This is a genomic window from Halohasta litchfieldiae (assembly GCF_002788215.1).
Lineage (GTDB): Archaea > Halobacteriota > Halobacteria > Halobacteriales > Haloferacaceae > Halohasta > Halohasta litchfieldiae.
The window spans coordinates 1864730-1889330 of sequence record NZ_CP024845.1 but is presented as its reverse complement, the minus strand read 5'-3'; the positions used below and the strand labels follow the sequence as shown (position 1 = coordinate 1889330).

Sequence of the window (24601 nt, the reverse complement as noted above, 5' to 3'; positions counted from 1 at the left end):
CACACAGACTACGAACAGAATCAGCAAATAGCTTCTCCCTGACTAGTCAGGGTTCACTCGGATGTAGACGTGCGGCCGGAAACGAGTCAGATCTCGCCGGGGTCGGTCATCGACGGCGTCCCGACGGTCTCGTCTCCAGAAAGATCGTCGACCGATGCCACGACAAGCGAGGGAGTTTGGTCGGCAGTCTCGATATCTCGGCGGGTCGTCTCACCCGACAGCACCGACACCGACCCACAGCCCAACCGGTCGGCGAGTTCGATATCAGTCGACAGCCGGTCGCCGACGATGACGACCTCCGAGGGAGCGTATCCCTCCCGTTCGATGACGTGGTCGATCATTCTCTCATTGGGTTTGCCGAAGATCTGCGTGGGTGAGCGACCGCTCGCCGTCTCGACCAGCGCGCCAATCGAGCCGCAGTCCGGAATCAGCCCCGCTTCGGTCGGACACACCGTGTCGCCGTGAGCGAGGACGAACTCCGCACCGCCGCGGATCGCCAGCGTCGCCGCCGCGACTTTCTCGTAGGTGAGTTCGCTGTCGAAGCCGACGACGACCGTCTCCGGATCGCTCGCCTGTGGCTCGATGCCAGCCTCAGCCACCGCCCCTCGCATCGCTTCGGTGCCGACGACGTAGCTGGACTCGACCTCGTTGGTTTGGAGATAGTCGATCACGCCATCGGTCGACAGAATGACGTCGTCGGGGTCGGCGGCGATGCCGAGCGACGAGAGCCGGTCGGCATAGGTGGGTTTCCACCGCGAGGAGTTGTTCGACAGGAAGTAGACGTCGACGCCGGCGGCTCTGAGTTCCTCAACCAGTTCGACCGCGCCGTCGACCGGCGTCTCATCGAGATAGATCGTCCCATCGAGATCGAAAAACACCGCCTCCTTCGAATGGAGTCCGCCGAGCGATGAAAAGGTGTGATCGGCCGCCAGTAGATCCGCCTGATCGTCGATCTCGACCCAGTTGGCACCCGAAATGTCGACCGGTCGTACATCGTGGCTTGCGGTCCCGACCAGTTCGTCGAGGGCGAGTTCGGTCCACGCGGTGTACTCCTGATCGATTTCGATTCGCCGCACGATGCGGTCGAACAGCTTCGCCGAGGTTGCGGCCGAAAACCGATACAGATCAATCGAGGTGGCGGCGGCCGCCTCGGCATCGAACTCTTTGGAGATCCCATCGACAGCCCCCTGCTCGTCGACGGTGATCTTCATCGCCTCCGGATCGTACTGATCGGCGTCGACCGCAACCGCGCTGTGGTCGTCAAGCTCCGCCAGCCGGTCGACGACCTCCGGTTCGAAGACGACATCGCCGTTGCTGAGGACGAACGGCTCGCCAGCGATCTCCTCGCGGGCACAGTACAACGAGTACATATTGTCCGTGTTGGCAAACGCCTCGTTGTGGATCAGCCCGATGTCGACTGGCAGTTCCTCCGAGAGCCGGTCACAGAGTTCCCTGATCTTGGCGGGCATATAGCCGGTGACGACCGAGATGGACTCGAACCCCGCGGCGTCGTAGGCCCGTATCTGGTGTTCGAGGATCGGGACACCGTCGACGGTGACACAGGCTTTCGGCTGATCGATAGTCAGTGGTCGAAGCCGTGATCCGGTACCGGCCGCTAAGATGACTGCGTTCATGAGTTCACCACCGAGAAGATAGGGGTTGGGCTCAAAAGTCCGCGGCCAGCAGTCCGATACAATGGATGAGTATGCACCCCTTACTACCCAAACACCACAACCCATCAATATACTCAGCGCGTCTATATATACAAGATACAGCCGACTACACAGGGATAGTTGTCAGGTTGAGACAGGACTCACCCATACCCGTTCCGGTCAACAGTCAGCCGAGACAGCACCAGTCGCGCGCGAAGGAGAGAGTTACTACTCACTAGCCGACTGCGGCGTAGATGGAGCGTCGGCGGGTGGCCGCTGAGCGGTGCAGACACCCGGATAGTCGGTGATAACTCCGTCGACGCCGGCCTGCTGGAGTTCGGCAGCCTGATGCCACGTCGTCACGGTCCACGCATTGACCTGTCGTCCCTCCTCATGGGCGATGTCGACGAGGTCGACGTCGTCGAACGAGCCCGAAACCGGCGCGTCAGGCAACGTACTCCCGGTTACCATATTCCACGGCGGATGAATCGCCTCGACATCGTACCGTCGACTGAGTTCCAGCCCCGTGTCGACGGAATCATAAAACACCGAGGCAATCGGGATTGAGGGGTCGATCTCGCGGATCGCAGCCAGCGCCCCCTCATAAAACGATGAGACGAGCAGCTCGTGGTCACTGTCAGTCGCGAGATCAACCACGCTCCCAACGAAGCTTCGCCAGCGGTCGGTCGCCGCATCGAGTGCAGCTTCGTCCAATGTTTCGGCAAACCGTAACTTCTCACAGCCGGGGTTTTTTAATTCGATATTAATGCTGAACTCCGGCGGGATCGCTGCTAACACGTCGGTCAACAGTGGGACCGACTGCGTCGTTCCCAGCACGCTGTAGCCAGTAATTCGGTCGTAGGGTAGCTCCCAGATATTAGTGCCCGACACCGAGTCCGGTGCATTTGTCAGCCGAGAGAGGTCGTCGTCGTGAAACACCACGATCTCGCCATCGGCGGTCGGCATCACGTCGACCTCGACTGTCGATGCCCGTCCGTCGGCCACCGAGCCTTCGACTGCGGCCACGGTGTTTTCAGGATAGATACCAGCGAAGCCACGGTGTGCGATCACGTTCGGTTCGGCTACCGTCCGGTGCCCAGATACGGTCGTAAGCCCCCCGTTCGGGTTCCCCGATGTCACTACGGGAGCCTTAGGTGACGCATACTTAAATTGTTCTATCAGACGTATCAGATTTCAGTTGTTTGTTGCTGAGACAGTCGTTGTCGGTTGGAATTCATCAGAAAGGAGTGCCCTAACAGTTGCATGCACCGCCTGCGATGCGTTGCCTGAAGTTGCCGTACAGAACTGCGTCAGGAGTTGCTGGCGGTCGACTGCGTACGGATCAGTACCCCCGGTTGCGGCGTCGAGTGCAGCAGTGAGCGCCGCTGGAAGTGCGTCGGCGTCGGTGACGATCTCACCGGGTGTTACCGCATCGTAGTCGAAGTAGAACCCACGAGTGGCAGTGTAGGACGCCCGGTCGTAGGCGAAAAAGACGATGGGCCGGTCGACCGCCAAGTAATCGAAGTATACCGACGAGTAGTCAGTGAGTAACACGTCGGCGTGGGGTAACACGAGGTACGGGTCGACCGAGGCGGGAAGCCAGTGAATCCGTGGATGGCTCGCGGCGTTGGGTACCGGCTCGTGAGGGTGAGCCTTGACGTAGAGGTGGGCTTCGCTGTCTGCAAGTGCGGTGCCAACTGCATCGGCGTCGAAGGCTTCAACGAACGACTCTCCATCACCCCGGTAGGTCGGGAGGTAGAACACGACCGAACTCTCACTGGCACGGGTTTCGATACGTTCGATGAGATCAGTGTCGACGGTCAGTGCTGCATCTTCGACAGCATCGGCAAACACATCCGTACGTGGATACCCCGTCACGACGAATCGCTCGGGATCAATGCCGAGTCCTGATGCAAGCGGCTCGATGGCCGCAGTCGACGGCGCAGTGACGAGATCGATCTCACTCGCCATATATCGGTGACACCGCCGGACGGGCCACGGCTGGTCGGCCCACTCAGCATCCCACGCAATCGTTTTGAGTGGAAGCCCGTGCCAAAGCTGGACGAGTGTTGCACCCGCAGTAGAGCCCATATGAACGTCCCGCAATCCTTGGGTGACAAACACGACACCGGCCCGAAGGGTGAGAATACGGCCCCGCAATGAGTGGGCGTGATAGGCCTCGTACCCATGCTGTTGGAGCGTCTCGACGACAGTCTCGTTTTTGCTCAGCCAGACTGCCCGAATCGAGGGATCGTTGGCAGCAACCCACAGATACAGATATTTCGAGTTGTCGACGAACTCTGTACCGCCACGCGCACCGAACACCCAGAGCCGTTGGTCGCGGTTCCAGAGCGTCGACAGTCGTTCGACGATCAGATACAGGAGCCACTGCCACAGCAGATCCAGAGACGACCGCCACGAAGTGAGTCGGTTCCAGCGGTCGACGAGCCAGCTTCGGAATCGACCCAGTCGAGTTAGGAGCCGAGACATGCGTCGAGTTTTGCCTTACTCAACTCCATATACGCCTTGTCAAACGTGTAAGCTTCGACCGAAAAGGTTCCCTCCCAGTTGGATTCGAGAGGCGCGAAGATGGTCTCGAAATCGGTCGTCCCCGAGCCAACCGGCACGTGTTCGTCGCGTGCCTGCCGGGCGTCGTTGACGTGAATATGCGAAACCCGGTCCCGATGCTCGTCAAGGAACGCGGCGGTGTCAGCCGGCGAGAAGCCCGACACTCGTGCGTGACCAGTGTCGACGGTCAGCGAGGCGTCGGTTTCGGCCAGTACCTCCTCGATAGTATGGATCGAGTAGATGTTGTCCGGAAGATTCTCCACACAGAGTTCGATCCCCCGGGCGGTCGCGTAGGCTTCGAGCTCCCGTACGGAGGCCAAGATTCGGGGTTTGGTGGTCCGCTCGCTCCACTCGGGTTCGGTGGCATGAGTGCTGGCGTGGAGGACTGCCTTCTCGGCGCCGAGATCTGCCGCCGCATCCAGGCAGGCCCGAAGCTCCCGGATCGACCCCTCTCGGACCTTGTTTCTGGGCGTCCCGAGATCAAGGTCGACAAAGGGGAGATGAACCGAACAGTCGACGCCACTTTGTTCGAGAGCCTCGGTGATCGCCTCTCGGTCCAACCGGGTGCGCTCGGAGGCCCCGTCCATATAGATCTCGACGAAATCGTAGCCCAGATCGGCGGCCCACTGGATCGACTCGATGGGCGTCACCGCTCCGGTATGTGTCTGGGTGACGAACCCGACGCGTGTACTGGTCATGGCTGTTCGTTATAACGCCACTTACAAATCGACTCTGCCTTGCAGACGGAGTATCGCCACTGCCGATAGGTCGACTGTGCAGAGCGGTGTCGACGTCCTTACACACTCGCTGTCTGTACAGGTTCGTATGGAGAGGCCACCGACGAGCGTTATTCTGCCGACAGTGCGGCAGACAGCTGTGATCGACCATATCGCCGATCAGCTCGTCGGCCCGGACGACGAACTGCTCGTCGTCTGTGACACGGAGGCAGATCCCATCGCCAACGAGGTCGACTCGTTTCCGGATCGCGTGCGGCTTGTGGTCGCTGGTGAACCAGTAGGCTGTTCGGGCAAGGCCAACGCCATCGCCGCCGCGATGGAGGACGCATGCCACAACCGGCTGGTGTGGACTGATGACGACTTTCACCACCCGCCAGAGTGGCTTGCCGATCTGCAGGTCGACTACGACCGGCAGGGGCCGACGACGGAGGTGCCGTTTTTCATCGGTCGCGACCCGTTGTCGACGCTGCTGGAACCGATGTACATGATGGGGGCGACCGCGGGACTCACACTTATCAATAAACCATGGGGTGGTGCGGTCATCTTCGAGCGTGACGACCTCGATGAGGCGGCCTTTTTAAATCATCTCCGGCAGACAGTCAGCGACGACGGATTGTTGGGGGCATACTTGGACGTAACGCCGGTCAAGCGAGTCCGGCGGGTCGGAGTTGGCGGCACGGTCGGCGAGAGTCTCGAACGAAATACGCGGTTTATGCAGATCGTCCAATACTTTTCACCGTATCCGAACGTGACCGTCCCGCTGGCAGCCTTTTATTTCGCCTGCTGTCTGCTGTTTCCACTGCCGTCGGCTGTGGTGTCGACCGCTGGGATGGCGATGGTCTATGCGTATTTCGGGGTTTTTCGGTGGACAGTACTCCTGACGTATCCGGCACTCATCGCCCAGTTTCCGTTGTTGCTCTACAGCTTTGGTCGGAGTTTCGTCTGGGGCGGTCGACGCTACCACTGGCCCGAGCGATTCGAGGTGGTAGTCGACGCCTAACGGTCGATCGAACGGCGAAACACACGAATCAATACCGGTATATCGCTGCCAGACAAGGACACACAAAACATGTCTCTGCACAGACGAACACTGTTGGCGCTGACTGCCACTGGACTGCTTGCTGGCTGTACCGGCGACAGTCCTGCGGCGACTGACGGCTCGGATTCGACCGACAGTTCGGACGCGACTGACGGCTCACAGTTGGATGGGACGCAGAGGGCAACCCTCCAGACGAGCATGGGCGAAATCACAGTCGACCTCTACGGCGACCGAGCACCCCAAACAGTCGACAACTTCGTTGGCCTCGCAACCGGCTCAAAGGAGTGGACCGATCCGGAAACCGGCGAGACGGTCGACGGCGAACCCCTCTACGATGACGTGCTGTTCCACCGCGTCATAGAGGGCTTTATGATCCAGACTGGCGACCGAACCGGCACCGGACGCGGCGGCCCCGGCTACCAGTTCGACGACGAGTTCCACGAGGAGCTCAGCCACGACAGCCCCGGGACGCTATCGATGGCCAACTCCGGCCCCGATACTAACGGCTCGCAGTTCTTTATCACGCTTGAGGCAGTGCCACAGCTCGACGGTCGACACTCAGTGTTCGGGCAGGTCACAAACGGCATGGATGTTGTCCGCGAAATCGGGTCGGTTGAGACTGACGAGAATGATCGACCGGTTGACCCGGTGGTTCTCGAATCGGTCTCGGTCGACACCGAATAAAACGAAGAAAATCGAAAGACAGTCGACTGCTCAGTCGGCGGTCGCGTCGACGGTTTCGCCTTCGTCTTCCTGATAGTACTCGTCGATCAGGTCCTCGTCGATCCGGTTGAGTTCGGTTTTCGGCAGCTCGCTGAGCAGGTCCCAGCCGAGCGTCAGGGTATCGTCAATCGAACGATTGGTGTCGTACCCCTGCTGGACGAACTCGCCCTCGAAGGCATCCGCGAAGTCGAGATACTTGTTGTCCCGTTCGCTGAGTGCCTCTCGGCCGACGATGTTCACGAGGTCCCGAAGGTCCTCACCCTCGGCGTAGGCCGCGTACATCTGGTCCGACACGTCGGCGTGGTCCTCACGAGTGAGACCCTCGCCGATACCGTCGTCCATCAGCCGCGAGAGGCTCGGCAGCACGTTGACCGGGGGCTTGACGCCCTGACTGTTGAGGTCACGGTCGACGTAGATCTGTCCCTCCGTAATGTACCCCGTCAGATCGGGGATCGGGTGGGTGTCGTCGTCGCCGGGCATAGTCAAGATCGGAATCTGCGTGACAGAGCCCTCACGGCCTTCGATTCGACCGGCTCGCTCGTAGAGCGTTGCCAAGTCAGTGTACATGTAACCGGGGTAGCCACGTCGACCCGGGACCTCCTCACGTGCGGCACCGATCTCTCGGAGCGCCTCACAGTAGTTGGTCATGTCGGTGAGGATCACCAGCACGTGGTAATCCTTCTCGAAGGCGAGGTATTCGGCGGTGGTGAGTGCGAGTCGCGGCGTGACCGTCCGCTCGACTGCGGGGTCGTCCGCGAGGTTGGTGAAGACAACCGAGCGCTCAAGGGCTCCAGTACGCTCGAAGTCCTTCATGAACTCGTTTGCCTCTTCCTGGGTAATCCCCATCGCACCGAAGACCACGGCGAACTCGCTGCCGTCGTCGTCTTCGTCGCCTTCCTCTTCTTCAGGCACGGTTGCCTGACGGGCGATCTGGAGTGCCAGATCGTTGTGCGGCAGACCGGATGCCGAGAAGATCGGCAGCTTCTGGCCCCGCACGAGGGTGTTCATGCCGTCGATGGCCGAAACACCCGTCTGGATGAACTCCTCGGGATACTCTCGCGAGAAGGGGTTGATCGCCGACCCGATAATGTCCTCGCGGGACTCGGGGACGATCTCGGGACCGCCGTCGATTGGCTGTCCCGTTCCGTCCATCACTCGACCGAGCAGATCTTCGGTGACAGGCATTTTGAGGGTCTCGCCGAGGAACCGAACCGAGGCCTTGCGGTCGATCCCGCTGGTTCCTTCGAAGACCTGAATCGCGACCAGGCCGTCGCTAGATTCGAGCACCTGACCGCGCAGCGTGCGGCCGTCGTCGGTCTCGATTTCGACGATCTCGTCGTAGCCAATCGGCTCGTCGACTTCGGCGTAGACGAGCGGGCCACTGATCTCGTTGATAGTCTGATACTCTTTCATTAGTACATCCCCCGAATCTCTTCGGTAAGGTCGTCTTTGAGGTCTGCAACGTACTCTTCGTACTCCTCTTGGACACCGATCCGGTTGATCTGTGGGGCCGACTCAAGCGAGGTCAGGTCCTCGACAGGAACGCCAGCGTCGAGGGCGTCGAACGCCTCGTCGTTGAGCGTTTTGGCCGCGGTGAGGATGAGGTAGGTCTTCTCCGGCGGGCAGAACGTGTCCGTCGGGTGGAAGGCGTTCTGCTGGAGATACGCCTCACGCAGGTAGCGAGCGATCTCGAGTGTCAGCTGCTGGTCGTCGGGCAGGGCGTCCTTACCGACCAGCTGGACGATCTCTTTGAGCTCCGCCTCTTCGTCGAGGACATCGATTGCCCACTGGCGGATCTCCGACCAGTCCTCGGTGACGTTGTCTTCGAACCATGGATCGAGCTGTTCGCGGTAGAGCGAATACGACTCGTTCCAGTTGATCGATGGGAAGTGCCGCCTCTCTGCGAGGTCAGCATCCAGCGCCCAGAACGTCTTGACGATACGCAGCGTGTTCTGGGTGACTGGCTCGGAGAAGTCGCCGCCGGGTGGCGAGACTGCGCCGATGACAGACACAGACCCTTCGCTGCCGTTGATGTTCTCGAAGTAGCCGGCTCGCTCGTAGAACTGGCTGAGACGCGCTGCGAGGTAGGCCGGGTAGCCTTCCTCACCGGGCATCTCTTCGAGTCGGGACGAAATCTCCCGCATGGCCTCGGCCCACCGCGAGGTGGAGTCGGCCATCAGTGCCACGTCGTACCCCATGTCGCGGTAGTACTCAGCGATGGTGATTCCCGTGTAAATACAGGACTCACGTGCTGCGACGGGCATGTTCGACGTGTTGGCGATGAGCGAGGTTCGGGCCATCAGCGGGTTGCCCGTTTTCGGATCTTCCAGCTCTGGGAAGTCCTCGATTACCTCAGTCATCTCGTTGCCACGCTCACCACAGCCGACGTAGACGACGATGTCCGCGTCGGCCCATTTGGCGAGCTGGTGTTGGGTGACCGTCTTCCCCGATCCGAACGGACCAGGAATTGCGGCCGTTCCACCTTTCGCAATCGGGAACAGGCCATCGAGCACACGCTGGCCGGAAACGAGCGGTTTCCGGGGCGTCTTCTTTTCGACGGATGGTCGGGCCTCTCGGACGGGCCACTCCTGATGCATGGTGACTTCTTCGCCGCTATCGAGTTCGGCAACCGTCTCGTCGACGTTGAACTCGCCGGATTCGATGGCGGTGATTTCGCCGCCCTCGTAGTCCGGTGGCACCATGACCTTGTGTGTGATCGTGACCGTCTCCTCGACGGTACCGATCACGTCGCCGGGTTCGACGTCGTCGCCGACCTCGGCAGTTGGTTCGAACTCCCACAGTTTCTCCAAGTCGATACCGGGGGCATCGACACCGCGGTCGAGAAACGCGCTATCCATCTTCTCTTCCAGCACGTCGAGTGGGCGCTGAGTACCATCGTAGATGGCGTCCAGCATACCGGGACCGAGGTCGACCGACAGCGGCTCGCCTGTGTTTTCGACAGGCTCGCCCGGGCCAACGCCCGAGGTCTCCTCGTAGACCTGAATCGTCGTGATGTTGCCTTCGATCTCGATAACCTCACCCATCAGCCCTTCGTCGCCGACGTAGACGACGTCGTTCATCCGGGCGTCGAGATCGCGGGCGGTAACGACCGGCCCACTGACGCTTTCGATGACGCCGTTGCCGACGTCCTGTTGCGTTGCTTGACTCATAATTAGTCTTCTTCCTCCATCAGATCGATTCCGATGGCTCGTTTGATCTGTCCGCGTAGTCCACCGCTGCCAGCACCGCCACCAAGGGTGACAAGCGTCGGCTCGACGCTCGTCTCGACGGCCTTGCGTGCCCCACGCGAGAGGTACTCAAGGTCTTCGTCGTGCATGACAATAATCCCCACGTCCTCGTCGTCGAGGACACGCTCGACCGCAGCGTCGAGTTCCTCGTCCTTCTGATCGTTGGGGACGTTTTCGAACTCACGGACGCCAGCGAGCCTAAAGCCGGTGGTGAAATCCGGACTGCCGATCACGGCAATTTCTTGGCTCATAGGATGACCAGCTCCTGTTCGATTTCGGTTTCGCTCAGTCCGGCCTCGCGGCCGCGAGCGATTGCTCGAATGTTTTCGACCTCGCGTTCCTTCATCAGGATGTAGGCGATCACCGGCGAGGCCGACAGGGGATAGATGTTCCCCAGTCGACGCGAATATTTCAGCAGCACCGATTCGAGCGCGCGCTCGAACTCGATGAGGCTCTCGGCGTTTTCCAGTTCATCCAGTGGCTCCGAGAGCTGTCGACCGTACCGACTCTCTCGAATCCGGTTGACCAGCTCATCGGGGTTCTGCACCAGCGTGTTCAGGTCGCTGGCTCTGAACAGCTTGCCGCCCTCGATGAAGTAGTCGGCCGGATCGATATCCGCCCCACTCCGGGCCAAGCGGAGTGCGTTCCGGGCGTTCCGGAAGTCGATTTCGGACTCGAGGAACTCACGATAGGTAGCGATTGATTCGCCTGACGGAAGGTCTTCGAGCAGTTGTTCGTAGAACGCTCGGTCGACGGCGTTTTCGAGCGGGACCAACACACCGGTCTCCTCGAAGTCTGCAAACGCCGCTTCGAGCGGCTCGCCGAACATCGTCCGGTCGAGGATCGTGACGACATCCTCGATGGAGCCTGCGTTGAGCAAGCGGTCCATCAGTTTGTCGTCGAACTCACCGGCACGAATCAGGTCCGTCTCGATTGCATCCCGACCGGCGTCGGTGTAGATGCCACGGATGATCGTTTTGACGTTCCACGCATCGAATTTGCGCAGATAGCGTGCGATGAGATCGTAGAGCTCTCCGTCGGCGAACCGAAGGAGATCGTTGAAATGCTTTGCGAGGTTCCGGTTCAGCGAGTACTCGACGAGGTCGACGCCGCTGTGTCGACTGCCGAGCTCGTTGATCTCGCGTTCGTACTCGGATTCCTCCATGTAGCGGGCGATCTCCGAGGGGCTCATCCGGACGAGCTTCCGGTACTCGTCGTCACTGAACAGTGCCGCGCGCCGGGCGCGGACACGGCCGTTGACGTACTCCGGGTTTGAGCTTCCGGTCGTACTCATTGCTCAAACAGATGGGCCGATAGTTCCTTCAAATGCTCGTCCCAGACCGAATCCAGAATCGAGTCGAAGGTGTTGTTCACCCGAACGCGAGAGGTCTCGCTTTCGACGACGACGCCGCCGAGACACTCGCGTGGCCCGCCGTAGCTGAACCCGTCGTACTCCGAAAGGATCGATGTGATCAGCTGCTCGTCGTCAGCGCGGCCGTAGACGGAGACATCGGCTCCGTCATCGAACTCCTCGGCCGCCGCATCGAGCAGGCTGCGGGTCAGCTCTTCGCGTTTGTCGTCGGGGAGCGCAATGAGTGCATCCTCGATGGCGTCGTAGACGTCTCCCAGCACGTCACGACGGGCTTCAAGCCGCTGCTGTTTGGCTTCGAGCTTCGCACTCGACAGCGCCTGTTCGCGCTGTTGTTCGATCTGACGGTCGACCTCGGCAGCGCGGGAGTCGTTTATCTCTTCGGCGTCGACGTCGGCCTCCGAGATGATCTCCGCGGCGCGCTCCTCGGCCTCCGCGCGAATCTCATCCGCACGCGCGCGGGCTTCGTCTGTGATGTCGTCTGCGACTTGTTCCAAACTCATTGGTTGAAAGGAAAAAGTCGCTTAAACCAGGAACACAGCGACGAGTGCGAGGATAACGAGCGTCTCGGGCAGGACTGTCAGAATAAGCCCGCGGACGAACAGGTCCTCGTTTTCGGCCATTGCGCCGACTGCTGCGGCACCGATTCCGCGCTCTGCATAGCCAGCACCGAACGCCGCGAGACCGACACCGAGTGCGGCAGCAGCCGTTGGGCTGAGTGCCGGGCCGCCGTTCTGTAGTACAACACTACCGAGTTCTGATGCAAGTTCTAAACTCATGTATTATGTTTTGTCCGCTATAGTTGCGTTCGCTTGTAGCCGAACATTTTCTTGTTGGTCGTACCGTGGTCATAAAGCTTCCCAAAACCGCTGGTTGGAGCGGCCATAGAGTGTGATTTCGACCGAATGCGTGCGAACAGTTCACACCAACACGTATCGGATGACGCCGTCTCAGGTAGCCACTGACTACGACAGCGAAGGTCGACTACCGAAAGCAAAAAAACAGCATCGAGAGTCCCCCGAAGGTGTCAGTCTTCGCTGGCGGTGTAGGTCCGTTCGTAGCCGAACGGGTTGTACGCGCGGCCGCCGCCCTCGAAGAACTTGTTGAAGAACTCGACGTACTCGAGACGCACTGCCTGCAGTCCGGCACTGGTGACACCCAGCGCGAGGACGAGGATGTGCCCGAGCACGAGCACGACCAGTCCGAGCAGCAGTGTCGCGATGTCGCCGTGGACGAGCCCGCCGAACAAGACGCCGGTAACCTCCTCACCGTGGTAGGTTCCCTGTTCGACGTAGTACGCCGGTGAGTGCTGGAGGCCGAAGTGCCAGTCCGAAGCGCCCGACGGTGTTTCGGTGACCCAGACGCCGAAGAACAGTAGATTGACCGTGAAGGCCATTCCTGCCTTGGCGAGCAGCACCGCAGCGAGTCGTGTGTACGACAGCACGTTCACGAGCACGTTCAGGAATTCCACGACCTCGATAGGCTCACCGTAGGCGAGCAGTCCGAGACCGAGGAAGAACACGAGCAGTGGTGCCGTGATATCACCGACAGGAGTCGCAAACACTGTCATCGCCGGGAAACCGGTGAAGCCCAGCGGCAGGACGCCATCGGCGGAGAACGTCGTGAAAATGAAGTCGGGGACGGTCCCGCGAAGCGCGTCGCTGAAGATCCAGATCCACAGCGCGTTCATCATGATGATCCACGAGCCGTTCTCGTAGATCGCGTGTTTGAGGTCATGTATCTGGAGATCCTCGAAGAAGCCGAAGATCCACGCGATGTTGAGATGCATGATCCCAACGAGAACGCTCACGACGAGCCAACCGGTCGCCCAGTCGACACCAGCCGGTGAGAGACCTTTCTCTATCGGTGCGTGGGCAAGACCGACGACGCCTTCCCAGAAGTACGTCGCAATCACGTGGAGCCCGAAGAACTCACCGTAGAGGAAGCCGAACAGTATCGTGAACAGTCCGGCAGCAATCGTGACACCACCCATGCTCCGGAAGCCGGGGCTGTCCGGATAGTTCGCATAGAGGAAGTAACCGATTGCCGAATAGATGATCCCGTATCCGACGTCACCGATCATGAACCCGAAGAATGCCGGGAACGTCAGAAAGAGGATGATCGTCGGATCGAACTCTTTGTAGTTCGGTCGGCTGACCGCCTGAATCAGGACTTCGAACGGTTTGACGATGCCCGGATTGTTCTGCACAATCGGCGGGGTATCGTCGCCCATCGTGACCGAACCGCCATCAGTGCGGGCTTTCTCGCCGCCGTCTGCGGTCGCCGACTCCTCGGCAGTCGACGGCTGCTCCGGCGTCGCGCCCTCGTCGACGGCCGGCGGCTCGGGCTCGACATCTTCGACGTGGTGGTCGCCGTCGGACTTGAACTGCGCCCGTTTGACCTCGTCGATGTCGAGGGGTCCGTCGACGGCCTCGGTCAGCGTCGTTTTGAACTCCTCGTAGCGCTCTGAGGGAATCCAGCCTTCGGCGACGAAGGCGTTTTTCGTCGTTGCAAACGACAGCGGGGCCTGTTTCTTCTGGGCCTCGATGGAGAGATACTCCTCGGCCGACAACAGGAAACCTGCTTGATTGGCTTTGATTGATTCCAGTTCGGCCTCGACTTCGTCGAGGTCGGCCTGAACCGACTCTTTTTCGGCTTCGAGTTCCTCGACGTAGGCTTCGGGACTCCCCTCGGCGTCTGGAATCTCGATTGTCGCAAAGTCGACGCCCACGAGCGCGTCGGCGAGGACGTCATCCTCGGCGTCGGCGGTCGGTTTGGCGAAGATAGCGTGGGTCCGGCTCCCCGACATGATATCGAAGGTGTCGATCCCATCGCTTTCGGCGAGCGTCGACTCGATTGCCTCGCGGTTGCCTTGGCCGACACTGACGACGAGCGAATCGTAGCCCGAAAGCAGATCCAGATCGATCCCGAGATCCGCGAACGGTTCGACGGCGTCGATCTCCTCGTCGAGCTCGCGGAGCTGTGTCCGAAGCTCGCTTCGCCGGTCGTCAAGTTCGTTGACCGTCTCTTGGAGCGACGAGAGCTCAGTTGCCAGCATCTCGTCGTCGACGAGGATCTCCTCGTCGGCATCCTCATCAGTTACATCGAGGATGCTTTCGAGGGCGCGAACGGTGACGAGTTTGTCGTTTGTTTCCTCGGAGCTCTCAAGGGAGTGTCCGAGGTTGAACGAGTCCCACGACTCGTCGTACTCCGAGAGGTGGAGCACGCGCATCTCGTAGACTGCCTCGATGGTCGACTCCAAAACGCGTTTGGAGCCGGCCACCGAGACCTTGCTCATCCGCTCAGGTCTGAGCATCGACAGCCTCCTCGAAGTGTTCGAGTGCGAGCTCTACGGCGCCGTCGATCCGGTCGCTGGCGTCGTCAACGAGCGCGCGGCGGGTCTCTGTGCCCTCTTCGAGGAGTTCCTCGCGGCGGGCCTCGATATCCTTCTCGGCCTCCGCAAGGCGGTCAGTTGCTTGCTCCTCGGCGTCTTCCCGGGCGGACTCACGGATCTCGTCGGCTTCCTGTCTGGCCTCGGCAATCCGCTCCTCACGGTCAGACTCGGCTTCCGCGATGATCTCGTCGGCCCGCGTTTCGGCCTCCTTGATCTGTTTGAGAACGTCTGGTCTCGGCATACTCACTAATCGTTCGAATGTCCTGCATCTGCGTATAAGGTGTTTGCGGAACTGTCCGGCGGTTGGCCCACCGTCCCGTCTCTCTCAACTGGAGTGAACGGTCAGAAAACCGCACCGTTATTGTCCGGGCACCCCTACGATGAGTCAACATGGGACTCCTTGAGAACAAGGCCCGCGCCCGCCTGTTCTACAAATATCTCTCGAAAGTCTACGACACGATCAACCCCTTCATCTGGAACGAACCGATGCGGGACGAGGCGCTGTCGTGGCTCGCCATCCAGCCCGGCGACCGAGTCCTCGACGTCGGCAGCGGCACCGGCTTTGCGACCGAGGGACTCCTCCAGCACACTGATGAGGTGTACTGTCTCGACCAGTCCATTCATCAGATGCAGAAGGCGTTCAAAAAGTTCGGAAAAAACGGTGACGTCAACTTCCATCGTGGCGACGCCGAACGGCTCCCGTTTGCCGACAACAGTTTCGACCATCTGTGGTCGTCGGGCTCCATCGAGTACTGGCCCAACCCCGTCGACGCCCTCGAAGAGTTCCGCCGAGTCACCAAACCCGGCGGCCGCGTGCTGGTAGTTGGGCCGGACTACCCCAACTCGAAAGTGATGCAGAAACTCGCCGACGCCATCATGCTGTTTTACGACGAAAGCGAGGCCGACCGGATGTTCACCGAGGCGGGTTACACCGAGTTCGAACACCACATCCAGCAGGCCAGTTCGGGGAGTCCGAAAGCGATCACCACGGTTGCGACTGTCCCCGAGAAATAGCCGCACAGTCTCCCCGAGACACTGCTACACCTGCGTTTCAGTTCGAATCACCGGTTTGTTCTCCCAATACATCCGAACGGAGACGGTCGACCCCGAATCGAGTGTCGGACTATTGGTGTCTGCGACCGTCAGACTCGCTGTCTCGCCGATCTCCCACTCCGGATCGCTCGCCGTATTAAACGGGCCTGTCGGACCCGACTCAAACCCCGACGCCGAAAAAAACGGCACCGGTGGGTGGTCATCGAGCGGTTCCCCGTCGACCGAGATGCGAACTGAGAGTTCCCGAACATCTAGAGTCTCGCCGCTTTCGTGTGCGAACGTCAGCGTATCGCCGTCGACCGAGAGATCAATCACGGCCGTCGGTGCCGGCTCGGGCGTCGACCCCTGGCCGAGGACCACTGTCCCCAGCGTGAGGGCGACGACAAGCGTCACTGCAACGAGAGCGATAGTGCCGATGACCGGGATTGAGGCTCGCCCTGTTCGCGTTCGATGCGTGACGGCTGACTGGCGGGACCACGACATACGGCGGGCTGGCCGCGGTTTGATATAAAAATAGTTGGGGACTACTCGGCGGTGGTCACTGTTTCTGGTGCCGGTGGTGTAATGTCGATGAACGCCGCGGAGTTACCTTCACCGAAGATGGTGATCGTGAACGTACCACGCGGACTGAGCGCCCAAAGCGCGCCCTCGGCATCGGTGGTGCCGACAGTCTGGCTTTCTTGCCCGTCTTGGCCGACAGTGACCGTCGCTTCGACCGGCTCACCGGTCGACTCGTCGGTGACGGTGAGGCGGAACGGGCCGCCTGCGTAGGTTTGCTCGACAGTCACGTTCAGTCCGTCTTGGATCTTCGTTGTCTCCGAACCGGTAATGACGGTGTCCAACGGCAGTTGTTGATGTTCGATAAACGTCCGTTCGGACGGTCCATCGATGAATGTTTGAAACCCGCCTTGTTCAAAGTTGACAGACATCACGAACAGGGATCCCGGCCCGGCAGAACTCCAACTCGTAGATCGGTTCCAGAGCGTCGGATACTGCTGTTGGGTGAGTTCCTCGGCCCGCTCGGGGGTTAGCTCACCCGTGCCATTTTTCCGCAGTTCTTTTCGGGTTACTTCTCGGATGTACTGTCCATCATCGATGGCCGTCAGCGCGATTCCGGAGTCACTCGTTTCGATCATGATCCGATTGGCGGGGCGCTCTGCACGAAGCACTGCAACCGCGTGGGCTCGGAGTGGGCCTTCGAGCATCTGGAGGTCGTACTCGATCCGCTGGAACCGGCTATTCGAGAATCGCTCATCGTCGAACGTCGACGCGCGGGACTCCAACATGGCTGTCCGGTCTCTGAGTACAGTTGCTTTGAGATGGATCGTCGCCAGTTCGATCAGGAACTCCCGTGGGGCGATCTCCCCGCGGCTGAATGCGCGTGTCGCCGTTCGTTCACGGGTTTCGAGCCCGTCGACCTCGGCTTCAACGGTGCTGAGTTCCGCATCGAGTTGAGATTCTCGCTCGGCGTCGGCGCTCGTCGACTCGAGTTGGCGTTCGATAGCCCGCGTGGCGAGTCTGTCGGTCGTCACGCCAGTGTCAAACTCCGAGGCAGGGCCGAGATCCGCGTACTGTCGACGCAGTTCACTCCGCTCGATGTCCCCCGTTGGGATTGCCAATACGTTGATGACCCCACGGTCGGCCTCGGTCGTCTCAGTTACCTGTGTCGCATATGACGGCTCGAAGTCGACGGGGTCTGCCTGCCCCACACTATCGGTATCACCTAATAGCGGACCTACACCAGCACCGATAACGGTCGTGATCAGGAGGATAGCGATCACGAGCGGGAGGCGTTTCATCTGTAGGGACTCTTATCCGAATAGACAAAAACCCATCTACCGAATCAGCGTGGTAGTAGTCAGTGCCTACTAGCTCATTCGGAGCGAACAATCACAGCTACTTTCGCTATCTTACCCGAAGAGACTCCATGACCGTCGTCTTCGTGTACGGCACATTAACCGATCCCCAACAGGTGTCGACACTCCTCGATGAGTGTCGGTTCGGTCCCCCGGCCGTCTGCCACGGCCTCCAGCGCGTCGACGGCCGATATCCCACGCTCGTCCCCGGCGAGCAAGTGGCCGGTCGGCTGCTGGCAACGCCGGAGATCGACCGACTCGACGGCTACGAGGGCGTCGACCGGGGGCTCTACTGTCGATGCACGGTACCAGTATTGATGTCCCCGCGTGCGGAAAAAGACGAAACCAAGGTTGATGGATCGATGTTCGATGTCGACACCGCAGCCGTCTATATCGGTGCTCCGAACAGGGTGGGTGTCTCCGAGGACGTCGACTGGCCCGGATCGGGAGCGTTCGACCACCGGGTGGTCGACTATATCGAGACAAACGAGGTCCATATCGAGATAAATCCAGTCGAGATGGGCAACGATGACTCCTGACTGACGACCGTCTGACGCCGGTGGTTACCCCGACGCAGTAATGCGTTTTTTACTTTCACTCCGCGTGCCGTACATTTTTATAGTCCCGGTCCATTATTCCAGTTGCACGTCACACGCGTGCATTCCCCAATTCCCTTTTGCAACGCACCGAAATCCATTAGCGGTCGCTCCGGTGAGAAGGAGGTATGCTCTCGCTGTCAGCGATCCAGGAGGCTACAGATCGGGTGTCGGCTGTCGCTCGCAAGACGCCCTTGGAGTACTCCCATACGTTTTCCGAACAGACCGGCGCCGACGTCCACCTCAAACTGGAGAACTTTCAGCGAACCGGCTCGTTCAAAATCCGAGGGGCGATCAACCGAATCGCCACGCTGACCGAATCCGAACAGGACGCCGGGGTCGTCACCGCCAGTGCTGGGAATCACGCCCAGGGTGTCGCGCTCGCGGCCACGCGGGCGGGCGTCGACGCGACAATTGTAATGCCGGAACACGCACCGATCTCGAAAGTAAAAGCCACCCAGCGGTACGGTGGCCGCGTGGTGCTCCACGGTACTGACTACAATGATGCGCAGGCCCGAGCCCACGAGATTGAGGAACGCGAGAATCGGACGTACGTCCACGCCTTCGACGACGAGGCGGTGATGGCCGGACAGGGAACTATCGGGCTCGAAATCCTCGATCAACTCCCGGAGGTCGAAACCGTCATCGTCCCCATCGGCGGCGGTGGACTCATCGCCGGAATCTCGACGGCGATCAAAACCCAGCGTCCCGATGTTCGAATAGTGGGTGTGCAGGCCGAGGGAGCCGCAAGCATCGCCCAATCGCTCCAGAAAGGTGAGATCCACACCAGAGACAGCGTCGACACAGTCGCGGATGGGATCGCCACTCGGTCTGTCGGCCAGCGGCCGTTCGAGGTGATTCAAAAGCAGGTCGACGAGGTGGTAACCGTCTCCGACGAGGAGATCGCACTGGCGCTGACACTCCTCTTAGAGCGGAGCAAAACCCTTGTCGAAGGGGCGGGCGCAGTTGCGCTGTCGGCACTGCTCGAAGAGCGTTTTGAGTACCGTGAGGATGAGGTAATCGTCCCCGCGCTCTGTGGCGGCAACATCGATATGAACGTGCTGACGACGGTGATCCTCCGTGGACTGGTCCAGATGGGCCGGTATCTGAAGATCACGACCGTGCTCAAAGATCAGCCCGGCGCACTGCAGGGGCTGATCGACATTATTGCCAACCAGCAAGCCAACATCTACGCGATTCACCACGAACGAACATCTCGGGAACTCGGGATGAGCGATACGGAAGTCGAGATCGAGTTGGAGACCCACGGCCCACAGCACGCCGCGGAGCTACTGGCGGAGCTCCGGTCGAACGGGTACGAGGTTGAGGTGCTTAAATAGTCAGTAGTCGGTCCCTACTGTCGGTTGGTGACATCTGTACTACGACACTCCGGACACTGTGTGACACGGCGAAACGGCGGCGCGCTGATCCGGTTCCAGTCGTCGCTGCCCGAGACTGCCGTGAATCCGCATCGTCGACACACTGATTTCGACTGGCTGTCGGCTGTGGTTGCCATACCATATCATGGGATGTCGACTCGAATAACGATTTTTCAGCCCGTCTGAGTGGTCAGTAGTTGTCAGCAAACGAATCCACGCAGACTTATGCCGTCAGTGGACAAATCGCCGGTATGAAACGGACGATCAGTACCGAGGACGCGCCAGCGGCGGTTGGGGCCTACAGTCAGGCGACGACCGATGGGTCGACGCTGTATACGGCTGGACAGATTCCACTGACGCCCGACGGGGAGCTGCTCGACGAGAAGTCGGTCGCCGAGCAGACCGCACAGGCACTTGATAATGTGGTGGCTATCTTGGAGTCCGAGGGGCTTGATGCGAGTGCGGTGCTGAAGACGACGGTGTTTCTGGCCGATATCGATGACTTCGCCGAGATGAACGAGACGTATAAAAGCTATTTCGACGCCGAGCCACCGGCCCGGAGCGCGGTCGAAGCCGGAGCGCTCCCGAAGGGCGTCGACGTCGAGATCGAGGCGGTTGCAACGATGGAGCCGTGAGACGCAGAACGAAATCGAGTGTGCTTTGGGGGACGGTCGGCATGCTGACGTTCCTCGTCTGCGTACAGGGGTATCGCCTGCTGATCGGGTCGCTGCCGACGGGGTATCTCGGCATGATTGTCATTGGGTTGCTGGTTGGAACGACCGCCGGGATGATGTCGTATTTCGCCGAACCACGGCTGGCCGCGAAGGGAAGGACTTAAAATCGCAAGCAGGCTATGGTTGGATACGAGCCAGAATGGCCGAGTGGTAAGGCGCACGCCTGGAAAGCGTGTTCCCTTTGGGATCCAGGGTTCAAATCCCTGTTCTGGCGTTTTTCCGACGAACAATAACTTCGAGCACCGCGTAGCGTGTGCTCGGTCGACGTGAGTCGGAACACGACATCAAACAGGGATTTGAGCAGCGAGCGAGGCGTGGCGCTATGCGCCACGCTAGCGAACGGGTGCTCTGCACCCGTGAGCGAGGCGAAGCCGAGCGAGTGAGTTCAAATCCCTGTTCTGGCCGTGCGTTCGGGTGTACCAATATCAACTCCGTCGACTCTCTATGCAAGCATTTCTGACAGCGTATTCACTCAAGAGCGGTGCATGTGAACAGTTGTCGACATAGAAAGCTTCATAACCATGGCATTCCTTGACACGGTTGACAATGCCAGACACGAAAGCAGGCCGCGAACGGAAAGGCCGCAACAAGCTCGCACAGCTAGAGTCGAAACTGAACAACCGCGAGCGAGAGTTACTGGGTGAACAGGCCAGGCCACCCGAACCTGATCGTGTCGACAGTGAGTTCCTCACCGATCCGAGCGAACTCGAAACATAACCGACCCCTCTCGTTCTCCTCGTCGAAGTTACATTACTAGCGATTGCTACCGCTTGTCGACAGATACAGACTGGTTACCAGCAATAATGCAGTGATTACTTTCAAAGTAGGTGTCGACTACCGTCCGACACAGTATATAAAAGTGCAAAAATCACCGTCACACACCAAATAAAGTCGTGTGTTATCGAGGCACACGAATTGTCTTGATTGTACAGCCTGCCGTGTGTTTACTGATCATCAATCCAATATCTCTGGTCGCCGGTGGTCCTCTCGCTACCACAGAATTTATATAGAATCACAAACAATCAATCAGGTGTACTATGAGTCAGCGTATGCAGCAAGGTCAGCCGATGATCATTCTCGGAGAGGATTCACAGCGCGTCCAAGATAAGGACGCCCAGCAGTATAACATCTCTGCAGCCCGGTCAGTCGCCGAGGCCGTACGGTCGACACTCGGACCGAAAGGGATGGACAAGATGCTCGTCAACTCGATGGGCGATGTCACCATCACCAACGATGGTGTCACCATCCTCACCGAGATGGACATCGACAACCCGACCGCCGAGATGATCGTCGAAGTCGCCGAGACACAGGAAGACGAGGCAGGCGACGGCACGACGACCGCCGTCGCAATCGCCGGCGAACTCCTGAAGAATGCCGAGGACCTTCTCGAACAGGAGATCCACCCGACTGCGATTATCAAAGGCTACCACCTCGCAAGCGAGAAAGCCCGCGAAGAAGTCGACAACATCGCCGAGCCAGTCGACCCTGACGATGAACAGCTGCTCCAGAAGGTCGCCGAGACCTCGATGACCGGCAAGGGCGCAGAGCTCGAAAAGGACGTCCTCGCCGATCTCGTCGTTCGCGCAGTCCAGCAGGTCACCGTCGAAGCCGACGACGGCTCCCACGTCGTCGACCTCGAAAACGTCAAGATCGAGACCCAGACCGGCCGCTCGGCCGGAGAGTCCGATCTCTTGGTCGGTGCAGTCATCAATAAGAACGCGGCCCACGGCGACATGCCGACGAACTTCGAGAGCGCCGACACGCTGCTGCTCAACGAGGCAATCGAGATCGAAGAGTCGGACGTCGACACCCAAGTCTCGATTGAGACCCCTGATCAGCTCCAGAACTTCCTCGATCAAGAGGAAAAGCAGCTCAAACAGAAAGTCGAGGCAATCGTCGACAGCGGTGCTGACGTCGTCTTCTGTCAGAAAGGCATCGACGACCTCGCCCAGCACTACCTTGCCAAAGAGGGCATCCTCGCTATTCGCCGGACCAAGAAGTCCGACATCAAGTTCCTCAAGAACGTCCTCGGTGGCTCGGTCGTCTCCGATGTCGACTCGGTGACCGCCGCCGATCTGGGTAAAGGCTCGGTCCGACGCGACGAGGACGACGAGCTGTTCTACGTCGAAGGCACTGGCGACGAGGTCCACGGCGTGACGCTCCTGCTCCGCGGTTCGACCGACCACGTCGTCGACGAACTCGAACGTGGTATCAACGACGCCATCGACGTCGTCTCGACGACCGTCTCCGACGGTCGCGTCCTCGCCGGTGGTGGCGCACCTGAGGTCGAACTCGCGTCCCGACTCCGCGATTACGCCGACTCGGTCTCCGGCCGCGAACAGCTGGCCGTCGAGGCCTTCGCTGATTCGCTCGAACTCGTTCCCCGCGTCCTCGCGGAGAACGCTGGCCTCGACTCGATTGACCTGCTCGTCGACCTCCGTGCGGAACACGAAGGCGGCGACACCCACGCTGGCCTCAACGCATTCACCGGCAACGTCGAGGACACCTTCGACGCCGGCATCGTCGAGCCAGCCCACGCCAAAGAGCAGGCCCTGGCGTCTGCAACCGAGGCCGCAAACCTCGTTCTGAAGATCGACGACATCATCGCCGCGGGCGATCTGTCGACCTCCGGTGGCGACGAGGAAGGCGGCGCACCCGGCGGCATGGGTGGCATGGGCGGGATGGGTGGCATGGGCGGCGCGATGTAAGCGAGGCGGGAAAACACGAACCAACGGTGAGTGGCAAACCGCCTCGGTGTCGAGCGGGCGGCCAGCGTCGCTGGCGCCTCTAACGTGGCGGCTTCGCCGCCACGCGGGCCTCGCCCGCGAGACGATGTGAAGATAGGCCACACACCACCTGCTGACTCTCCGAACGGTATTGTTGTCGAGTAATTGATTTTGCGGTACTCGGTGCTATTCTCGAACTCGTGAGTCGCGGCTGTCGACGACCCCACGCGTTAATATCACGGCGTCGAACCAATCTATATGCACACGCTGCTGCTCGATAGCGAGGATGTCCGGGCGAACGCACCGATGGGGCAGCTGATTTCGGCGCTCGAAGACGCCTTCGGGGCCTACCAGCGCGACGACGCCCAGATGCCAGCCAAATCCTACATCGATCTCCCGCAGTACAACGGTGATTTTCGGTCGATGCCAGCCTATCTCAACGTTCGTGGCGATTCGGTCGAAACGAACGATGGCTGGGATGCGGCGGGCGTCAAATGGGTCAACGTCCACCCCGACAATCGCGCCGAGTATGGACTGCCGACCGTGTTGGGAACGATGATCTACTCAGATCCAAAGAACGCCTTTCCACTGTCGATTATGGACGGTCGCGAGCTGACGATGCTCCGAACCGGTGGGGCCGCAGCAGTCGCAACCGACCATCTCGCTATCCCTGAGGCACGGTCGCTCGGCATCGTGGGCGCTGGCGTCCAGTCCTACAGCCAACTGGAAGCCATCGCAGCAGTTCGCCCTATCGAGGAGGTCGTGATTTCGGATGTCGACCCCGAGCGCGCCGCCGAGTTCATCGATCAGTTCGAAGACCGCTTCGAAATCCGGGCTGGATCGGTCGCTGAGGCCGCAGGCTGTGACGTCCTCTCGACCGTGACGCCGGTCGAATCACCGATTGTCGACCGTGAGGACGTGGGCGATCACACCCATATCAATGCCATCGGCGCAGATGCAGCGGGGAAACACGAACTTGCCGACCAGATTCTGTTGGACGCCAAACTCGTGATCGACGATTACGAACAGACTACCCACTCGGGAGAAATCAACGTCCCGTACAGCGAGGGTACACTCACCGACGACGATATCTACGGCTCGCTTGGCGAAATCGTGGTCGACCAGAAGGAGGGACGAACAGTCGACGACGGAATCACCGTCTTCGATTCGACCGGCTTGGCAATTCAGGACGTTGCGGCCGCTCACGTTGTGTACACGCAAGCAACCGAGAACGGAAACGGGACCGAGTTCGATCTGCTTGGGGTAGCCGAGTAGTCGTTGTCTACTGTTGCTTTCGGAGCCGTACGAGGAGTTTCTCGACACCGACCACTAGCAGGAAGACAGGGATCAACGGGAACAGCAGCGTCATCACGCCGAGAAAGACGACCCAGCCAATGAGATCCATCCCCGTGTCGTCGTGGCTCTTATAGCCAGGGGTCACCGTTCTGTACGCCGATTCGAGAACGCCGGGATCGGACTGTTCGTTGCTCATACATGTATTTGGTGTCGAAATCCTATAAGCGGGGT

General features: G+C 59.9%; 26 protein-coding genes and 1 tRNA gene. 11 read left to right on the top strand and 16 right to left on the bottom strand.

What is annotated here, in order from left to right; genetic code table 11:
* Positions 1–86: 86 nt before the first annotated feature.
* The 4 genes from HALTADL_RS09515 to HALTADL_RS09500 all read right to left on the bottom strand — a co-directional run bounded on the left by HALTADL_RS09515 (position 87) and on the right by HALTADL_RS09500 (position 4918).
* Positions 87–1634: an HAD-IIA family hydrolase gene (locus tag HALTADL_RS09515; protein WP_089670533.1), complete on the bottom strand. Its 1548-nt coding sequence runs from the start codon at positions 1632–1634 to the stop codon at positions 87–89.
* Between the two features lie 246 nt (positions 1635–1880).
* Positions 1881–2792 carry a glycerophosphodiester phosphodiesterase gene (locus HALTADL_RS09510; protein ID WP_162551709.1) on the bottom strand — a complete coding sequence of 304 codons (912 nt, stop codon included), beginning with the start codon at positions 2790–2792 and terminating at the stop codon, positions 1881–1883.
* Between the two features lie 54 nt (positions 2793–2846).
* Positions 2847–4142 carry a CDP-glycerol glycerophosphotransferase family protein gene (locus tag HALTADL_RS09505; RefSeq protein ID WP_089670535.1) on the bottom strand — a complete coding sequence of 432 codons (1296 nt, stop codon included), beginning with the start codon at positions 4140–4142 and terminating at the stop codon, positions 2847–2849.
* Positions 4127–4918, bottom strand: a complete 792-nt coding sequence (locus HALTADL_RS09500) for a sugar phosphate isomerase/epimerase family protein (RefSeq protein WP_089670536.1) — start codon at positions 4916–4918, stop codon at positions 4127–4129. Before HALTADL_RS09500 ends, HALTADL_RS09505 begins: the two co-directional genes overlap by 16 nt.
* 127 nt (positions 4919–5045) lie before the next feature.
* On the opposite strand from HALTADL_RS09500, the gene HALTADL_RS09495 reads away from it, so the two are divergent.
* Together HALTADL_RS09495 and HALTADL_RS09490 are read left to right on the top strand one after the other, a co-directional pair.
* Entirely contained in the window at positions 5046–5957 is a 912-nt protein-coding gene (locus HALTADL_RS09495; RefSeq protein WP_089670537.1) for a glycosyltransferase, read from the top strand.
* A 114-nt stretch (positions 5958–6071) separates the two neighbouring features.
* Positions 6072–6680, top strand: coding sequence for a peptidylprolyl isomerase (locus HALTADL_RS09490; protein WP_394327347.1), 609 nt, complete (start codon positions 6072–6074; stop codon positions 6678–6680).
* A gap of 30 nt (positions 6681–6710) precedes the next feature.
* On the opposite strand, the gene HALTADL_RS09485 is transcribed toward HALTADL_RS09490, so the two are convergent.
* From HALTADL_RS09485 to ahaH, 8 genes are all read right to left on the bottom strand, one after another.
* Positions 6711–8132, bottom strand: coding sequence for an ATP synthase subunit B (locus tag HALTADL_RS09485; protein WP_089670538.1), 1422 nt, complete (start codon positions 8130–8132; stop codon positions 6711–6713).
* On the bottom strand, positions 8132–9889 hold the full coding sequence (locus HALTADL_RS09480; RefSeq protein ID WP_089670539.1) for an ATP synthase subunit A: 1758 nt from the start codon (positions 9887–9889) through the stop codon (positions 8132–8134). Before HALTADL_RS09480 ends, HALTADL_RS09485 begins: the two co-directional genes overlap by 1 nt.
* 2 nt (positions 9890–9891) lie before the next feature.
* The gene (locus HALTADL_RS09475) at positions 9892–10218 is read right to left on the bottom strand and encodes a V-type ATP synthase subunit F (RefSeq protein WP_089670540.1); all 327 of its coding nucleotides are present in this window, start codon (positions 10216–10218) and stop codon (positions 9892–9894) included.
* On the bottom strand, positions 10215–11261 hold the full coding sequence (locus HALTADL_RS09470; protein WP_089670541.1) for a V-type ATP synthase subunit C: 1047 nt from the start codon (positions 11259–11261) through the stop codon (positions 10215–10217). Before HALTADL_RS09470 ends, HALTADL_RS09475 begins: the two co-directional genes overlap by 4 nt.
* The gene (locus HALTADL_RS09465; RefSeq protein ID WP_089670542.1) at positions 11258–11839 is read right to left on the bottom strand and encodes a V-type ATP synthase subunit E; all 582 of its coding nucleotides are present in this window, start codon (positions 11837–11839) and stop codon (positions 11258–11260) included. Before HALTADL_RS09465 ends, HALTADL_RS09470 begins: the two co-directional genes overlap by 4 nt.
* Before the next feature lie 21 nt (positions 11840–11860).
* Complete coding sequence (locus HALTADL_RS09460) at positions 11861–12115, bottom strand: hypothetical protein (RefSeq protein ID WP_089670543.1); 255 nt, start codon at positions 12113–12115, stop codon at positions 11861–11863.
* Positions 12116–12363: 248 nt separating this feature from the next.
* A complete protein-coding gene (locus HALTADL_RS09455; RefSeq protein ID WP_089670544.1) occupies positions 12364–14652 on the bottom strand; it encodes a V-type ATP synthase subunit I in 2289 nt (762 codons plus the stop codon).
* The gene (gene ahaH, locus HALTADL_RS09450) at positions 14639–14971 is read right to left on the bottom strand and encodes an ATP synthase archaeal subunit H (protein ID WP_089670545.1); all 333 of its coding nucleotides are present in this window, start codon (positions 14969–14971) and stop codon (positions 14639–14641) included. Before ahaH ends, HALTADL_RS09455 begins: the two co-directional genes overlap by 14 nt.
* A 149-nt stretch (positions 14972–15120) precedes the next feature.
* On the opposite strand from ahaH, the gene HALTADL_RS09445 reads away from it, so the two are divergent.
* Positions 15121–15744 carry a methyltransferase domain-containing protein gene (locus tag HALTADL_RS09445; protein WP_089670546.1) on the top strand — a complete coding sequence of 208 codons (624 nt, stop codon included), beginning with the start codon at positions 15121–15123 and terminating at the stop codon, positions 15742–15744.
* A 24-nt stretch (positions 15745–15768) separates the two neighbouring features.
* On the opposite strand, the gene HALTADL_RS09440 is transcribed toward HALTADL_RS09445, so the two are convergent.
* Positions 15769–16266 (bottom strand): type IV pilin N-terminal domain-containing protein, encoded by a 498-nt coding sequence (locus tag HALTADL_RS09440; RefSeq protein ID WP_089670547.1) that lies wholly within the window; start codon positions 16264–16266, stop codon positions 15769–15771.
* Between the two features lie 41 nt (positions 16267–16307).
* Positions 16308–17582, bottom strand: a complete 1275-nt coding sequence (locus HALTADL_RS09435) for a DUF7096 domain-containing protein (protein ID WP_089670548.1) — start codon at positions 17580–17582, stop codon at positions 16308–16310.
* Positions 17583–17710: 128 nt separating this feature from the next.
* Here HALTADL_RS09435 and HALTADL_RS09430 point away from each other — a divergent pair, with 128 nt between their 5' ends.
* Together HALTADL_RS09430 and ilvA are read left to right on the top strand one after the other, a co-directional pair.
* A complete protein-coding gene (locus tag HALTADL_RS09430) occupies positions 17711–18178 on the top strand; it encodes a gamma-glutamylcyclotransferase family protein (RefSeq protein ID WP_089670549.1) in 468 nt (155 codons plus the stop codon).
* Positions 18179–18363: 185 nt separating this feature from the next.
* Complete coding sequence (gene ilvA / locus HALTADL_RS09425) at positions 18364–19575, top strand: threonine ammonia-lyase (RefSeq protein WP_089670550.1); 1212 nt, start codon at positions 18364–18366, stop codon at positions 19573–19575.
* 14 nt (positions 19576–19589) lie between these two features.
* Here ilvA and HALTADL_RS17760 read toward each other — a convergent pair whose 3' ends face one another.
* Positions 19590–19751 (bottom strand): hypothetical protein, encoded by a 162-nt coding sequence (locus tag HALTADL_RS17760; protein WP_177171880.1) that lies wholly within the window; start codon positions 19749–19751, stop codon positions 19590–19592.
* A gap of 114 nt (positions 19752–19865) precedes the next feature.
* On the opposite strand from HALTADL_RS17760, the gene HALTADL_RS09420 reads away from it, so the two are divergent.
* The 6 genes from HALTADL_RS09420 to HALTADL_RS09400 all read left to right on the top strand — a co-directional run bounded on the left by HALTADL_RS09420 (position 19866) and on the right by HALTADL_RS09400 (position 24349).
* The gene (locus tag HALTADL_RS09420) at positions 19866–20249 is read left to right on the top strand and encodes a Rid family detoxifying hydrolase (RefSeq protein WP_089670551.1); all 384 of its coding nucleotides are present in this window, start codon (positions 19866–19868) and stop codon (positions 20247–20249) included.
* A 20-nt stretch (positions 20250–20269) separates the two neighbouring features.
* On the top strand, positions 20270–20452 hold the full coding sequence (locus tag HALTADL_RS09415; RefSeq protein ID WP_265472925.1) for a hypothetical protein: 183 nt from the start codon (positions 20270–20272) through the stop codon (positions 20450–20452).
* A 29-nt stretch (positions 20453–20481) separates the two neighbouring features.
* A tRNA-Ser gene (locus HALTADL_RS09410) sits at positions 20482–20562 on the top strand.
* Between the two features lie 332 nt (positions 20563–20894).
* Positions 20895–21065 carry a hypothetical protein gene (locus tag HALTADL_RS17360; protein WP_162551634.1) on the top strand — a complete coding sequence of 57 codons (171 nt, stop codon included), beginning with the start codon at positions 20895–20897 and terminating at the stop codon, positions 21063–21065.
* Positions 21066–21415: 350 nt separating this feature from the next.
* Positions 21416–23056, top strand: a complete 1641-nt coding sequence (gene thsB, locus HALTADL_RS09405) for a thermosome subunit beta (RefSeq protein ID WP_089670765.1) — start codon at positions 21416–21418, stop codon at positions 23054–23056.
* A gap of 276 nt (positions 23057–23332) precedes the next feature.
* Positions 23333–24349, top strand: a complete 1017-nt coding sequence (locus HALTADL_RS09400) for an ornithine cyclodeaminase family protein (protein WP_089670553.1) — start codon at positions 23333–23335, stop codon at positions 24347–24349.
* A gap of 7 nt (positions 24350–24356) precedes the next feature.
* Here HALTADL_RS09400 and HALTADL_RS09395 read toward each other — a convergent pair whose 3' ends face one another.
* Complete coding sequence (locus HALTADL_RS09395; RefSeq protein ID WP_089670554.1) at positions 24357–24566, bottom strand: DUF7535 family protein; 210 nt, start codon at positions 24564–24566, stop codon at positions 24357–24359.
* Between the last annotated feature and the right edge of the window lie 35 nt (positions 24567–24601).